Source organism: Thermocatellispora tengchongensis, from assembly GCF_014202315.1.
GTDB classification, from domain to species: Bacteria; Actinomycetota; Actinomycetes; order Streptosporangiales; family Streptosporangiaceae; genus Thermocatellispora; species Thermocatellispora tengchongensis.
Genome location: NZ_JACHGN010000019.1, coordinates 85,210 through 100,173, shown reverse-complemented (window position 1 = coordinate 100,173; position 14,964 = coordinate 85,210). Strand labels below are relative to the sequence as shown.

12 protein-coding genes are annotated in these 14,964 nt (G+C 71.6%); 3 read left to right on the top strand and 9 right to left on the bottom strand.

Translation table 11 applies throughout. The annotated features are described in order from the left end of the window. Window positions 1–228 precede the first annotated feature (228 nt). From HNP84_RS36290 to HNP84_RS36280, 3 genes are read right to left on the bottom strand one after another with little or no spacing between them, the layout of a single operon-like run. Entirely contained in the window at window positions 229–642 is a 414-nt protein-coding gene (locus HNP84_RS36290; RefSeq protein WP_185054542.1) for an Rv3654c family TadE-like protein, read from the bottom strand. Continuing rightward, the gene (locus HNP84_RS36285) at window positions 639–1,019 is read right to left on the bottom strand and encodes a TadE family type IV pilus minor pilin (protein WP_185054541.1); all 381 of its coding nucleotides are present in this window, start codon (window positions 1,017–1,019) and stop codon (window positions 639–641) included. Before HNP84_RS36285 ends, HNP84_RS36290 begins: the two co-directional genes overlap by 4 nt. Beyond that, on the bottom strand, window positions 1,016–1,180 hold the full coding sequence (locus tag HNP84_RS36280) for a DUF4244 domain-containing protein (RefSeq protein WP_185054540.1): 165 nt from the start codon (window positions 1,178–1,180) through the stop codon (window positions 1,016–1,018). The genes HNP84_RS36285 and HNP84_RS36280 overlap by 4 nt, the downstream gene beginning before the upstream one ends. A gap of 741 nt (window positions 1,181–1,921) precedes the next feature. On the opposite strand from HNP84_RS36280, the gene HNP84_RS36275 reads away from it, so the two are divergent. Further along, on the top strand, window positions 1,922–2,212 hold the full coding sequence (locus HNP84_RS36275; RefSeq protein ID WP_185054539.1) for an MDR/zinc-dependent alcohol dehydrogenase-like family protein: 291 nt from the start codon (window positions 1,922–1,924) through the stop codon (window positions 2,210–2,212). A 768-nt stretch (window positions 2,213–2,980) separates the two neighbouring features. Here HNP84_RS36275 and HNP84_RS36270 read toward each other — a convergent pair. Further along, entirely contained in the window at window positions 2,981–3,724 is a 744-nt protein-coding gene (locus tag HNP84_RS36270; RefSeq protein WP_185054538.1) for an SDR family oxidoreductase, read from the bottom strand. A 70-nt stretch (window positions 3,725–3,794) separates the two neighbouring features. Here HNP84_RS36270 and HNP84_RS36265 point away from each other — a divergent pair, with 70 nt between their 5' ends. Beyond that, the gene (locus HNP84_RS36265) at window positions 3,795–4,685 is read left to right on the top strand and encodes a LysR family transcriptional regulator (protein ID WP_185054537.1); all 891 of its coding nucleotides are present in this window, start codon (window positions 3,795–3,797) and stop codon (window positions 4,683–4,685) included. 674 nt (window positions 4,686–5,359) lie between these two features. Here the strand turns inward: HNP84_RS36265 and HNP84_RS36260 are convergent. The 5 genes from HNP84_RS36260 to HNP84_RS36240 all read right to left on the bottom strand — a co-directional run bounded on the left by HNP84_RS36260 (window position 5,360) and on the right by HNP84_RS36240 (window position 12,507). Further along, window positions 5,360–5,944 carry a type II secretion system F family protein gene (locus HNP84_RS36260; RefSeq protein WP_246519149.1) on the bottom strand — a complete coding sequence of 195 codons (585 nt, stop codon included), beginning with the start codon at window positions 5,942–5,944 and terminating at the stop codon, window positions 5,360–5,362. Between the two features lie 1,212 nt (window positions 5,945–7,156). Then, entirely contained in the window at window positions 7,157–7,789 is a 633-nt protein-coding gene (locus HNP84_RS36255; protein ID WP_185054536.1) for a type II secretion system F family protein, read from the bottom strand. A gap of 5 nt (window positions 7,790–7,794) precedes the next feature. Continuing rightward, entirely contained in the window at window positions 7,795–9,048 is a 1,254-nt protein-coding gene (locus HNP84_RS36250) for a TadA family conjugal transfer-associated ATPase (protein ID WP_312926533.1), read from the bottom strand. Continuing rightward, window positions 9,045–10,151, bottom strand: coding sequence for a septum site-determining protein Ssd (gene ssd, locus HNP84_RS36245; protein ID WP_246519148.1), 1,107 nt, complete (start codon window positions 10,149–10,151; stop codon window positions 9,045–9,047). The genes HNP84_RS36250 and ssd overlap by 4 nt, the downstream gene beginning before the upstream one ends. 1,573 nt (window positions 10,152–11,724) lie before the next feature. Next, complete coding sequence (locus tag HNP84_RS36240; RefSeq protein ID WP_185054535.1) at window positions 11,725–12,507, bottom strand: Fic family protein; 783 nt, start codon at window positions 12,505–12,507, stop codon at window positions 11,725–11,727. A gap of 330 nt (window positions 12,508–12,837) precedes the next feature. On the opposite strand from HNP84_RS36240, the gene acs reads away from it, so the two are divergent. Next, the gene (gene acs, locus HNP84_RS36235; protein WP_185054534.1) at window positions 12,838–14,832 is read left to right on the top strand and encodes an acetate--CoA ligase; all 1,995 of its coding nucleotides are present in this window, start codon (window positions 12,838–12,840) and stop codon (window positions 14,830–14,832) included. The last annotated feature ends 132 nt before the right edge of the window (window positions 14,833–14,964 follow it).

Sequence of the window (14,964 nt, the reverse complement as noted above, 5' to 3'; positions counted from 1 at the left end):
CCGACACACCCATCCCACCAACCACCCCCCGGACCGACACACCCACCCCGCAGACCACCGCCCCGGACCGATGCAGGTTTTCCACGGGCTGGCAGCTCCGGCCGATGTGCTCTTGCCGCGGACCGCCCCGTCCTCGGCCGATGCCGACTTCCCGCAGGCCGTTCCTGGGGGGATGCCGACTTCCTACGGCCGGTCATGACCGCTCGCGGTTTGCCGATCGGGCTGGGGCTATGGCGTCTGGCCGCTGGGGGTGGGGTGGATGGGCGGGGAGACCGGGCCGGCTCGGGCGTGGTAGTGCGGGCGTCTTGTCACGCCGGTCGCCGCGGCGGGGGCGGTGAAGGGGAACGAGACCCACACGTCGGCCGTCGCGTCCTCGTTGATCGTGCAGCGCTCTAGCTGGGCGCCGTTGGCGGTGGCCACCTCGGAGGCCGCGGTGCACGCGGGTTCCTGGCCTTGCAGGGCCCGGCTCGCGGCGGCCAGCGCGCTCAGGTCGGCGGCGCTCTGGCCGCGGTGCCGGGCCACGCGGGCCATGCCCACGTAGACGATGACCATGGTTGCGGCCATGAGCACGGCCATCAGGCCGACCGCCCACAAGGTGGCCGATCCCCGCTCGGGATCGCGTTCGGATGTGCCCTGGTTCATGACGCCGCTCCGGGCTCGGTTGCGGCGACCGCAACCGACTCGACGGTAACCGAGGGGAGTGCTTCCCCCCATTTCGGACGTACTGTGGCCGACACTTCGACCTTGCTCGTCTCCGCTCCGCGGTCGATGGCGATCTCGGCACCGGCCGGGGCGAGTCGGGCGGCGATCCGGCGCACCTCCTCCAACGACTCGCCCCGTGCCGCCGCCCGTGCGCCGGCCCGCGCGGCGTCCACACATTCGAGTTGCGCGCCGACGACCGCGACCATCCACAGGGCGCCGGCGAGCACCGCCATCAGGGCGGGGAGCACCGCGGCCGTCTCGGCCGTGACGGAGCCGCGGCACCCCGCCCCGCGCCGCGACGGCCGGGCGCCACTCACTCCGCGACTTTCAGCGCCCGGTCGATCAAGCCGACCAGGAGCTCCTGGACTTCGCCGCTCGTCACCACCTTGAACAACAAGCCGGCGAACGCGCAGGCTGCGATGGTGCCCACGGCGTACTCGGCCGTGGACATGCCGCGGTCGCCACGAACCGTCACCATCAGGGCGCACCGTCTCGCCGCCCAGGCGCGGAGCGCGTCCACCCGGGAGGCCGAACGCAGCCAGATGGTGCCGCGTCCCTGACCGAGCAAGCGCTTCGGTTGTGTTCTCGTCTCTGACCCGCGCATCGTGCCTCCCGCTTTCCGGCGCCGGACCCTGCGCCCGGCGATGTGCGGCCAGGTTCGCCGATTCGACGTGAGGCGTTCGGCGCCGAACGCGGTTCTGTGGACAGGCGGGGCGGCTTGGCGTGGCTATGCACAACCTGTGGACAGCGGTGGTCTTTCCCCGGGTGAGGGCTTGTCTGTGAGGTGCGTGTCAGGGGTCAGGGTGATGGCGCCCGGCGGAGGTCGTCTCGGGTTCACCGATCGTGCTGTGGAGGTCCATGTCATCTCTGCCGGTGCCGGGCGTCTCCGGTGAAGTGCGGCTCGCCACCCTGCGCGACGGCTGTCGTGGGCCGAGGACTTGGAGGTGTGCGAGGTGCCGCTGCCGGTGCGGCAGGACGGCCAAGTGCTGGTGCCCAGCGTGCGCCGGCCGGCAGCGGGGCAGGGTCTGCACGTCGGCGTCCAGGTGTTCCCGCTGCTCGCGCTGGGTGTTGGGTTCGGCCTACAGTCACGGTCGCGATTCGAGGACCGCTACTGCCCGTCTCCGGCGCGCTGCCCGCCCCGGTTGGCGGCGGGGCCACGGGCGCGTCGCTGCTGCCGATACTTACCGGCGACACTCTCTTCGGAACCAGGGCTGGCAACGTGGTGTTGGCGCCGGAGGGCAACGGTCTGCGTCTGGGCGACCTGGTCACGCACCGGCAGGGGAAGGCGCGCATACGCCGCGTGTCCGCGCACCAGTGCGTCGCGCTCGACATGCTTGACGACGCGCTCCCCCAGCCGGTCGCCCGCCTGAACCAGGGCCGAACGGCGTGCGCGACCCTCATCCGGCTCGGCGGGCTGTCACCGGACGACAGGGTGTTCGTCAGCGGCGGGGCCGGGGCGAACAGGTCGAGGCATGACAAATCGCCCGGCTGTGCCGCGCGGGCCACGTGATCGGCAGTACCGGATCGCCCGGCGAAGTGGAGCGGTTGGCGCGGAACTACCGGTCGGGCTGGACGCGTACCAGCTCATCCTCAAGCGGATCTCGATGCACGGCTGCGGGGCCCAGACGACGGGCGAGCGCGGACGGAGTGGGACGGCGGCCTCGGCGCCTGGCTGTGCTCCAGGGAAGTCTTTGTCCCGCATGAGGCCACATGCGCGTGCCGGGCACTGATCAGACGCAGCCCTCCTCGTACGTACGAACTTTGTCCCGCATGTGCGCGTGCCGGGCATCGCGCGGGCTCCGCTGGTGCTAGCGGACACCGAAAACTGCAGGTAGGCGGACAGGGCGTGGCGGTAGGCGGACAGTGGAAGCGGCGGCAGGCGGACACCTAGGTGGAGGCTGACGGACAGCGAATGTGGCGGTGTGCGGACAGCGGAGTGGCGGTAGGCGGACAGGGAAAGTGCAGGTCGGGGATCGGGCCTGTGTTGATCAAGTGGGTGTGTTCATGCGTCGGGGTCCCCTCCGTGAGGGGTGAGGTCCGGTGATGTCGGTCATCGAACCTGTCTCACGGAGGGGACCCCGATAGGTGAAGTCTGGCACGGAGATCAGCGAGATCTTGGGCGCCTACGATCTGACACGCAGTGTGTGGTCGGCTGCTGAGCCGGTGGGGTGTAGCCCGGCGACGGTGCGGCGGTACGTCAGGTTGCGGGACGCGGGCGGAAATCTGGTGGGCCGGGATTGGATCGGTCAGCCGAATACGCGGGCCTGCATACGAGCGATCACCACGGCACCACTCCGTCGTCGTCGAAGAACCCTCCGGTCGGGCCGTCCGCGCCCAGGGTGGCCAGTCGCACCACGATCGCGGCGCCGTCGTCGGCCGTGCGGGTGACGGGGAGGCCGAGGTGCCGGGTGAAGTCCGTCGCGCAGGGACCAGGGGTACAGGCGTTGATCAGGATGCCCTGCTCCCGAAGGTCCTTGGCGTACTGCACGGTCAAGGAGTTGAGCGCCGTCTTCGAGGGTGGGTACGCCGCGTGCCCCGCCAACCGGGACATGTAGTGATCCGGATCGGTCATGTAGGTGAGCGACCCGATACCGCTGGACACGTTGACGATGCGGGCCGCCGCCGAGCGCGACAGCAGCGGCAGCATGGCGTTGGTCACCGCGATCACACCGAAGAAGTTGGTCTCGAACACCCGCCTGACCAGGTTAAGGTCGGCGGTCGCCGGCTCCGTCGGTCCGGGGCTGCCGGAGATTCCGGCGTTGTTGACCAGCACGTCGAGTCGGCCAAAGCGTTCGTCGATCTGTCTGGCAGCCGACTCGATCGTCGCCGCGTCAGTGACGTCGAGCATGAGGGCGCGTACATCACCGCCGCCGGACCTGAGCGCCTCGGCAGCCTCCTCGCCACGCCCAAGGTCCCTGGAGCCGAGAAGGACCGTCGCGCCGCGATCCGCGAGCTGGCGGGCGACGGCACGCCCAACTCCTCTGTTCGCTCCCGTGATCAGGGCGATCGTCTCGTCAGTCATGGGATGACCTCACCACCGGGGGCCGCATCAGGACAATGCCCGGCTGAGTCTCAGCCGATACCCTCACGGTATGGATCGACTACAGACCCGCGAACTCGCGTACTTCGTGGCGGTCGCCGAAGAACTGCACTTCGGCCGGGCGGCCGAGCGTCTCGGCATCGCGCAGCCGCCGCTGTCCAGGGCCATCAGCCGGCTCGAACGCCGGATGGGCGTGCCCCTGCTGGAACGCAACAGCCGAAAGGTCACGCTCACCCCGGCCGGCGAGGTGTTCCTCACCGAGAGTCGCCGGGCCCTGGATGCGGTCGACGCTGCCGTGCGACGCGCCCAGCGCGCGGGCCGGCCCGCCTCGCGGCTGGTCCTGGTGATGAAACCCGGCGGTGACTGCGGCCTGCTGCCCGACATCCTGGCCGCCTACGAGACCGACCCGGACGCGGTCCCGGTCGACATCGTCCTGTGCTCGGCCCACGAGTGCGCCGGGGTGATCCGCGACGGCCGCGCCGACGTCGGCCTGCTGCACCGCTCGAACACCGACCTGACCGGTCTCGACATCGAGGAACTCCTGACCGAAGACCAGGTCGTTGTCCTCCCCCACAGCCACCACCTGGCCGACCGGGTAAGCGTATGTCTTGCCGACCTGGCTGGCGAGACAATGCCCCACTGGTCGGCCGATCCCCACAACACCCCGAACAGGCTGTCCGTACGAGACGTCGGCCAACTCATGCAGCTCATCGCACTTGGCCGCGCGATCGCCGTGGTGCCCGCATCCGTACGCGGCCAACTCCGCGACGACCTGACCTGCGTACCCGTCACCGACGCCCAGCCCACCACCCTCATCCTCGCCTGGCCACAAGGACACCGAGCATCCGCACTCGCGGCATTCGTCCGCACCGCGACCACCGTCGCGGCCCACCGGCAGCAGACTCCCAGCCGGGTCAAGCGGAGGAGAATTCACGCAACCTAGCCATCGACCTGAACCAGCGCAGCCATGCTGCCCTGGACACCACGGCCACCGAGTCGGCCGCCCAGCCCATCACCCGGGTCCCCGCGACACGGAACCGCCGTCCTGACCGAACCTGGACTGCACTTTCGCTGTCCGACCACCGCCACTTCCGTGACCGCCTACCTTCACAAGACACGACCGCCTACCACCACTTCTGGATGGCCGTCAGCACGCTGGCGCGGCGCGAGGTGATCGACAGACGGCACCTCGGGTTCGTGATGACGTTCGGACGGGTGCCCCCGCCCCGTCTGCGGGCCTGGAGGGCCTTGAGGGGTGGGATGCGCATCGGCGGCGGTGCCTCGGCCGCGGTCGGCAGGCACCACGTGCCCTGCGGTTCTACGCAGAGCGCGGGACTGCTGCCCCTTGCCATGTGAGGACGCCTACCGGGCAGCGTCAGTCGACCGGGCAGCGTGAGTACGGCCCTCGCGGGGTGGCCCGGGTCGGACCATGGGGCTGGGGCAGCACCGGTCCATGAGGCTGGGCAGCCGCGATCGTGGGGCCCGGCCTGGGAGTGGTGGCTTTCGCCGTGCCGGTTCGGATGTGTGTGAGGTTGGTGGTCCGATCCTTCCCCCTTGGCCGCTCGGGATGTGTGCTGGGCATTTTGGGCCGTCGGCCGGGATATGCCTTGTGCCTCGTCAGGGGATGATGATCTGGGACGCCAGGGCGGCGATCACCGGGACGATGCCCAGCAGGGCGAAGGCAGGCAGGAAGCACAGGCCGAGAGGGGCCACGGCGTGGACGCCCACGCGGCGCGCGGAGGCTGAGGAGCGGGCGCGGGCGGCGTGCATGGCGTCGTCACCGATTCTGATGAGGGCGTCCGCCACGGGCGAGCCGGTGGAGGTGGCGCGGATCATCGCCCGGGCGAGCGGTGCCGTCGCCTCCTCGTACGCGAGTGAGGACCATGCCTCCTCGTGATCGGCCCCGAGCCGCAACTGCCCGCTCACCCAGCCCAGGCGCCTGCCCAGCGGGCCTCCCACGGTGGCCGCGGTCACCTCCACGGCCGCGTCCAGGGACCGGCCTGCGCGCAGGCAGGCCACCATGAGGTCGGTCGCGAAGGGGAGATCGGCCGTTACGCGTTCGAGCTCTGCTGCGTCGTCGGCGGCGCTGCGTCTGCGCAGGACCACGACCGTGGCGACGGCTGCGCACAGGCCGAGCACGATCCCGGCGACGCCCTCCAGGAGGAGAAAGCCCATCACGCCCGCGGCCAGCGCGGCGGCCAACTCACGCCGGGTGTTCGTCCTGGCGGGGGTGTTGCTTGTGGGGAGCTCGGGGTGCGTTGTGGCGGGACTGTTCCTCCTGGTGCGGTGTGTGTTCCTGCCGGTGCGGCTTCTCTCGGTGTCGTGGGGTGAAGGTGGGGCATGGGCCGCCGGGGTGGCCGATGCCGAGCCTGACTGCCATCGCGTGAGCGCGGATGTGGGTGTCCATGCTGGGGAAGCGTGGACGTGGGTGGGAGTGGGCGCGAGCGGTGGCGTGGGGGTGGGTACGAGCCGGGCTGGTTGCGGGATGCTGGTCGGCGGGAGCCGGGGTGGCTGGGGTGGCTGCGGAGCAGTGGCGGTCGGCATGACCGGAGGTGGCTGCGGAACGGCAGCGGTCGGCACGACCGGAGATGGCTGCGGAACGGTCAGCGGGAACTGGGCCGGCTGGGGAACAGCGACGCTCGGCGGGAGCCGGCGTCGCGGCGGAGCAGTAGCGGTCGGCACGACCGGAGGTCGCTGCGGATCGGCGGTTACTGCGATTGGCGGTGCCTGCGGATCGGCGGTTACTGCGAGTGGCGGTGCCTGCGGATCGGCGGTTACTGCGAGTGGCGGTGGCTGGGGATCGGAGGTTACTGCGATTGGTGGTGGTTGCGGCGGGGCGGGGCGTGGGTGCTGGGGTGGTCGCGGCAGGGCTGTCGGCGCGATCGGGGAGGGGTGTGGCCGGGGAGTGGCGGGGACCGTGGATCGGCGCGCTGGGGGTGGTTGGCGGGAGGCCAGCGTGGGCGGGGATGGCCAGAGTGGGGAGGGTTCCGAGGGGTGGGGCGCGGGTCGTTCCGAGTGGTGAAGGTGGTGCGGCGGTCGTTCTGGGTGGCGGGTTCGGGGACGCGTGGCCTGCCGTGGCTGTGCGGCGCCCAGGGTGGGGATTCTTGGGGGCAGGAGCCTGTGGAGCCTGTCCTGTGGCGTGTCGCGTGAATGCCAGAGCCAGGCCGCGGCGCCCGCCAGGCAGGCGGCGGTCAGCAGGGTGAGATGCATGAGGCTCGCTCCTTCCGAATGGCGGGGTGGTTGGGCTCACGACTGGCAGGCCAGCTCGGGTCGAGGTGGACAGGTTGGCTCGCGTCGGGACGACCGGGCGGGCTCGCGTCGGGACGACCGGGCGGGCTCGCGTCGGGACGACCGGGCGGGCTCGGGGCAGGACGGGCACGCTGGCTCGGGTCGGGATGACCGGGGTGGCTTGGGTCAGGAGGGGCAGGCGGTTTCGGCTCGTGTGACTAGGCGGTGGGTCCACCACAGGCCGCAGGCGTCGAGGGCGGCGCCGAGGGTCAGGCAGGCCAGGCCCGCGGGGTGCCCGAGGAGGAAGCCGAGGGGGTTCATGCCGAGGGCTACGGCGAGAAGTAGGCCCAGGAGGGGCAGAGCGGCAAGGAGACGGGCTGTGGCGCGGGGTCCGGCTAGTTGTGCCGCCACGTCTTGACGATGGGCCTCAGAGGCTCTGAGCGTCGCTTCTACTCGGTCCAGGAGGCCGGAGAGGGCCGCTCCGGCGGTGATGCTCACCTCCCAGCAGCCGGCCAGGCGGCGGAGGCCTTCGCCGCCGTGGAGGGGCGCCGCGGTTCTCAGCGCGGCCGGTACGTCGCCGCCGTCCTGGGTGGCGGCCAGCAGCATGTGGGCGGCGGCCTCGGTCGGGAAGCGGACGTACGGCAGGGCGCGGGCGAGCGCTTCGTGCGGTGGGCGCCCGGCGGCGAGTTCGGCGCTCAGGCCGTGGCAGAGGTCCAGGGTGGCGCGGTGCCAGGCCGCCGGGGTGTCGGTGCGGCGGGTCCGGGCGGCCAGGGCCTTCAGCGGGGAGGGCAGGGGGCGGGACGTCCGCGAGGTGGTCATTGGTGTCACCTCGGTGGTCGTGGGGGTGGTGGCGGGATCGGGGTGTGCGGCTCGGAGAGCTCGGAGAGCTGGGAGAGTTGGGAGAGTTGGGAGAGCTGCGGGAGGCGGGAGTAGGCGGGGCCGGGGACGGGTGGGCCGGTGGGTGGGAAGGTCAGGGCGGGGTCGGCCTCCACCAGGCCGGTGGGGCGGCGGTTGAGGAGGCAGATCTCGGCTATGCGGCGCCGGCCGCCCGATGGGTCACGGGTCAGGTGGACGACCATGTCCAAGGCGGCGGCCAGTTGGCTGTGGACGGCCTCGCGGGTCAGGCCGGCGGCGCAGGCCAGGGCCTCCAGGCGTGGGGGCACGTCGGCGGCGGTGTTGGCGTGGAGGGTGCCGCAGCCGCCCTCGTGGCCGGTGTTGAGGGCGGCCAGGAGGTCGGCGACCTCCTGGCCCCGGACCTCGCCCACCACCAGGCGGTCGGGGCGCATGCGCAGGGCCTGGCGCACCAGGTCGCGCAGGGTCACTCCCCCTTTGCCCTCCAGGTTGGGCGGCCTCGATTCGAGCCGGACGACGTGGGGGTGCAGGGGACGGAGTTCGGCGGAGTCCTCGACCAGGAGCAGCCTCTCGGCGGGGTCGGCCAGGGAGAGCAGGGCGCTGAGCAGGGTGGTCTTGCCGGTGCCCGTGCCGCCCGTGACGAGGAAGGCCCTGCGGGCGGTGACCATCGCGGTGAGGATCGAGGCCGCGCCGGGCGGGACCATGCCGGTGGCGACCAGGTCGTCGAGGGTGAAGGTACGCCGGGGCGGCAGGCGCAGCGATACGCAGGTGCCGTCGGGAGACAGCGGCGGCAGGATCGCGTGCAGGCGTACGCCGCCGGCCAGCCTGGCATCGACGTACGGCGAGGCGTCGTCGAGGCGCCGGCCCGCGGACGAGGCCAGCCGCTGGGCCAGGCGGCGCAGCGAGTCCTCGTCGGGGAAGCACACCGACGTGCGGCGCAGGCCGTGGCCGTCGTCCACCCAGACCTCCCGGTGGCCGTTGACCAGGACGTCGGTGACGTCGGGCTCGGCGAGCAGGGGTTCGAGCGGCCCGGCGCCGATCAGGTCGGCGCACAGCTCCCTGGCGACGCTCAGGACCTCGGCGTCGCCCAGGACCGCCTTCTCGGCGCGCAGGGCGACGGCGACGTGGGCGGCGCTCGGCTTGACCCGGGCGCGCGCCAGGCGTACGCGCACCGCCTCGACCAGCTCGGGCGGGATGACCGGGGCCGCCGCCCCCTCGGCCCTCACGACTCCCGCCCGTGCTCGACGACGTAGGTGCCGGTCTGCTCGGACAGGATCGTGTCGAGGAACGACTCGCAGAACAGCCCGAGCGGGGTCTTGGGGCCGAGCGGCGGCGCGTCGCCCCGGTTGAGGGCCACCGCGAGACGCGGCTGGTCGTTCAGCACGCCCGCCGCGGGCACGCCGAGCGAGCCGACGACGACGTCCTCGTCGAGGATGCCCGGACGCACGACGGCGCGGATGTCGCCGGTGTTGGCCTTCAGGACGCTGAGGACCTGGGCGGAGGCGAGCACCCCGCGCACCTCGGCCGGGACGAGCAGGAGCGTGGTGGTGGCGCGGGCGAGCGCCTCGGTCGTCGCGGGGTCGAGGTGGCGGGGCAGATCGACGACCACGAGGTCGAAGCCGCGCCGGGCCGCTTCGAGGACCGAGCGCATGGCCTCGGCGGGGACCGGCTCGGCGTCCCCGCGGTGGAAGGCCAGCACGGAGAGGTGCCCCGAGGCCGGCAGCGCCTCGCGCAGCGCGCCCGGGTTGATCCTGCCCTCGCGCTCCACCAGCTCGGCCCAGCGGGAACCGTCGAGATCCTCCTGACCGAGGAGCACGTCGATGCCGCCGCCGAGCGGATCGGCGTCCACGAGCAGCGTCGAGATCCTGCGCCGGGCCGCCGAGCGGGCCAGCGACACGGCGAGCACGCTCGCGCCCGCGCCGCCTCTGCCGCCGACCACGCACACGAGCAGGCCGGTCATCTCGCCGGTCAGCGCGGTGTCGGCGAACTCGTTGACGAGCCGGCGCTCGCCGGAGGGCAGGTCGAGCACCTCCTGGGCGCCGACCGCGACGCAGCGGCGCCACATGTCGGGGTCGTCCTTCGCCCTGGTGACCAGCAGGACCCGGGATCGCTGCGGAGGATCGGCGGCGGCGAGGGCGTCGGCCATGTCGTCGCCGACCACGACGACCGGGGCCCGGGTCCAGTACGGACGCGCCAGCGCGGGCGCGTGTGCCACGTCGATCTCGGTGCCCGCGGCCGCGGCTATGCGGAGGAGGTCGTCGAGCAGGTCGTCGTCCTGGGTGATGACCAGCGGGCGATACAGGGCTGTGGTGGGTGCGTGGGGTGTCATGGATGCCTCCCTGAGGTGTGGGAGGTCCACTTTTGGTCATGGGGCGGTCACGGAGGGGAGCCGAACGGCGTTCTGTGGACAACCTTCGGGGCGCGTGTGTGGGGAATGGGTGGCTGTGGATGACGCGAGGGGCCGTGAGGGGCCGCGAGGGGCGGGTGTGTCGCTGGGCGTTTGTGTCGCCGGCGTTCCTGCGGAGTCTCCTCGGCTGCCTGGCCGTTGGGGTGACGGCGGCGCCTATCGCGACCATGCGTGCGGCGGCGCGGCTCTGATTGATGGGATCGCGGGGCGGGGCGCGGGGATCGCGGGGCTCTGATCGCGGGGATCGCGGGGATCGCGGGGCGCGGGATCGCGGGAAAAGGGGCGACCCCCGCCGGGGGGGAGAGCGGGGGTCGCCAACCGGTCCGGCTCCGGGGGGGTAGAGCCGGTCCCGTTTCAGAAGAAAGCTTTCAACACTTGACCAGAGCATGGCAAGGGACTTGCAAAGCTACCCCGTGCACAGTCGCTCCAGTTTAGGGAGATACCCCCGTATGCTGCCCGATCCACTTGAGTTTCGTCGAGGAGCAATCTCTAATTTTCGCTAGTTTTTTTCGAGGTAACGATACGACTACGGTCTGTCGCCCAATCCGGTCCACCCTCAATCGGCCCCTCTCCGTCACGTTCTGTGATCGCCGAGGCGGATGACGCGGACGACCGGAAGGCCGTTGCGGGAGGGGTTTCGCGGCGTCTGAGGGGGTTTGTGGTGATGCGTCCCTGTGATGAGTAAAGGTCTTGCTCTCAGGGGTTCCCATGGATGCAGATCCGACGTAGAAAGGTGTCACGGACCACTTGTCCGACGTGCGTCATCCGGGCACCCACGCGCGATCAGCCGCGGGAGGCGCGTCGAGACGGGCTTGACCCGCTCCGACGAATTGAAGGTGCACGCTTGGTAACCCGGTGCGCGCACAGGCGACGGCGTCCCATGCCAGGGACGCCGTCCGCTGTGTCTGAGGCAGCGGATGCGCCTAGACGGGCTGTCTGTTGTGTCCGGCGGCGTCGGTGTGTGCCTTACGGGGGCGGTCTGTGCCTGTGGGGGGCGGTCTATGCCTGTGCGGGGTGGTCTGTGCCTGTGCGTGGCCGTGTGTGCCTGTGCGGAGCCGCTGGTGTCGGCTGGCGCTGCGATGCCGGCCGGGTGTGTCGGCCCCGGCGGTGTGGGCGAGGGCTGTGTGAGCGGGGTTGTGTCCACCCCGAGGCGTGTGTCTACCCGGGGTGTGTCTGTGGGGGCGCTGTGTGCCTGCGGGCCAGTGGGTGCGAGGCCGGTGTGTTGGACGGGCACTGGGCGGAGGGGCATGTGAGGCTGAGGTCCTGTGCTTGGGCGAACGCCGGAGGCCGCGCTCGGGTTGACTGCGTCACGTGGACGCCGTGACCGAGGGGGCGCGCACGGGCCGTTGTGGGCGGGGTCCGGACGAATGAAGGCGCACCGCCGCCCAGTGCGTCCTGTCGCGCGCACGGGTGCGGCAAGTGGGCAAGCAACGCGGCCACCGAGGAGGCGTGGCCACCCGAGGCAGGCGCGGCGCGGCGGGCGTGCCGGGCCCGGCTAGGCGCGGATCAGGGCCTCGCAGATGGCGGTCGTCTCTCTCGTGCCTTCGACGACGGCCTGGGCGCAGTGCCGGAGCCATTGGCCGACGCCCTCCTGGGTGCCCGTGAGGTACGCGCGCAGGCTCTCGGCGTACGGGAGCCCCCTGTGTCCCACCTCGACGGCGGCCAGGGACTTCGGGTCGAGGCCGAACTCCACCAGGGTGAGGCGTTCGGCGGCGCGGGCCACGATGCCGTCGGCGGTGCCGAAGGGGCGTAGGACGGCGAGTTCGGCGTGGACGACGGCGGCGAGCACGAGGGCGGGGGCCTTGGTGGGCTCGGTGAGGAGGGCGACCAGGGCGTCCATGCGGGCGGCCGTCTCGGGGGGTGAGGGGGCCTCGCCCAGGTCGTGGGGGTCGGCGGCGGGGGTGGCGGCGGAGCGGGGGCGGCCGAGGGCGGGTTCGGGGGCCAGGTCGGCGGCGGCGACGGTGTGCAGGCGGGCCAGGACCTGGCGCGGGGCCGTGCGCCAGGTGGCGCCCAGGCGGCCGATCTCGGCGGAGACACGCAGGGCGCCCTGGACGAGGGGGTCGGTCACCTCACCGGCGCGCAGGGAGCCGAGCGGGACGTCCACGCCCTCCAGGGCGGCGGAGGCGCGGGCGCCGCGCAGGGCGGACTCGGCCGACACCTCGGGGCTGCGCCGGCGGAGTACGCGGTGCCGGTAGAGGCGGTCCACCGCCTCGCGTGCCTCTGCGACGGCCTCGGGTACGCCCGGCAGGTCGGCGATCACGGCCAATGGGTCACTCACGACGGATGAGCCTAGCGAGTGGCCTCCGAACGTCGTTCAGCGACCGTTCAGCGACGCCTTCGCGCCGTCCGGCGCAGCCTGGAAAATGCCTCAACCGCTACTCCCGCCACATTCCTAAGATTTCGGTATTACAACGGTTTCGCGGAGTTTGTCATGGTGGTGGAGGGGAGGAGAGGGACAGACGTGTGCCGTACGAGGTGCCGGGATCACCTCTGCCCCCGGCGTGGTGTGCGCCGTTCGGTGTTGACCTGGCCGGATCTCTTGTCCTCCGCGCCCGGCGACTGGTGAAGTGGACCCCGTAGACACGAAACAGGCCTGAAGGAGTGCATTGTGGCCCCGGAAACCCCTGGTCAAGGCCCTAGCGGAGCCAACCAGTCCCAGGAGACGCTGTCCAATCTGCTGCAGGAGACCAGGCGGTTCGCACCTCCGGAGGAGCTGGCGGCGTCGGCCAACGTGACCGCCGCGGCCTACGACGAGGCGGCCGAGGATCGCCTAGCCTTCTGGGAGCGTGCCGCCGAGAGGCTGACCTGGGCGAAGAGGTGGGACACCACGCTGGAGTGGAACCCGCCGTTCGCCAAATGGTTCCTCGGCGGGCAGCTCAACGTCGCGTACAACTGCGTCGACCGGCACGTCGAGGCGGGGCGCGGCGACAAGGTCGCCTACTACTGGGAGGGCGAGCCCGAGGGCGACACGCGGACGCTGACGTACGCCGACCTCCAGCGGGAGGTGAACAAGGCCGCGAACGCGCTGCAGGAGCTGGGCGTCGGCAAGGGCGACCGGGTGGCGATCTACATGCCGATGATCCCGGAGCTGCCGATCGCGATGCTGGCCTGCGCGCGCATCGGGGCAATCCACTCGGTGGTCTTCGGCGGGTTCTCCGCGACCGCGCTCAAGAGCCGCATCGACGACGCCGACGCCAAGCTGGTCATCACGGCCGACGGCGGGTTCCGGCGGGGGGCGCCGAGCGCGCTCAAGCCGACCGTGGACGAGGCCGTGGCCGAGTGTCCCGGGGTGGAGCACGTGCTGGTGGTGCGGCGCACCGGCCAGGACGTGGCGGTCACGCCCAAGGACATCTGGTGGCACGACCTGGTGGACAAGCAGTCCGACGTGCACGCCGCGGTGCCGCACGACGCCGAGGACCCGCTGTACATCCTCTACACCAGCGGCACCACCGGTAAGCCCAAGGGCATCCTGCACACGACCGGCGGCTACCTGACCCAGGTCGCCTGGACCCACCACGCGGTGTTCGACCTCAAGCCCGAGACCGACATCTACTGGTGCACGGCCGACATCGGCTGGGTGACCGGCCACTCCTACATCGTGTACGGCCCCCTGGCCAACGGCGCGACCAGCGTCATCTACGAGGGCACGCCCGACACCCCGCACCGCGGCCGGTTCTGGGAGATCGTGCAGAAGTACAAGGTCACGATCTGCTACACCGCGCCCACCGCGATCCGTACCTTCATGAAGTGGGGCGATGACATCCCCGCGAAGTACGACATGTCCAGCCTGCGGGTGCTGGGCTCCGTGGGCGAGCCGATCAACCCCGAGGCGTACGTCTGGTACCGCGAGCACATCGGCGGCAACCGCTGCCCGGTCGTGGACACCTGGTGGCAGACCGAGACCGGCGCGATCATGATCAGCCCGCTGCCGGGCGTGACCGCGACCAAGCCGGGCGCCGCCATGCGCCCGCTGCCCGGCATCGTGGCCGACGTCGTGGACGACACCGGCGCGAGCGTGCCGAACGGCGGGGGCGGCTTCCTCGTCGTACGCGAGCCGTGGCCGTCGATGCTGCGCACGATCTGGGGCGATGACCAGCGCTACATCGACACGTACTGGTCGCGGTTCGAGGGGATGTACTTCCCCGGCGACGGCGCCAAGCGCGACGAGGACGGCGACCTGTGGCTGCTCGGCCGCGTGGACGACGTGATGCTCGTCTCCGGCCACAACATCTCCACCACCGAGGTGGAGTCGGCGCTCGTCTCGCACCCGAAGGTCGCCGAGGCGGCCGTGGTGGGCGCGACCGACCCGGTGACCGGCCAGGCCATCGTGGCGTTCACGATCCTGCGCGGCAGCGCGGAGGAGAGCGACGACATCGCCGCCGAGCTGCGCAACCACGTGGCCAAGACGCTCGGCCCCATCGCCAAGCCGCGCCAGATCCTGGTGGTGCCCGAGCTGCCCAAGACCCGCTCCGGCAAGATCATGCGTCGCCTGCTGCGCGACGTGGCCGAGAACCGCTCCCTCGGCGACGTGACCACGCTGACCGACAGCTCCGTGATGAAGCTGATCTCGGAGAAGCTGCCCACGGCCAAGCCCGAGGACTGACGGATCATCGCGCGCGAGGGCCGGTGACCTGCGGGGTCGCCGGCCCTCCGGCTGTCCGGGGCGGGAGCCGGTGTATGGGGGCGCCCCTGCCGGGGCATGGGATGCGTACGGCCGGAGCCGGGGCGGATCGAC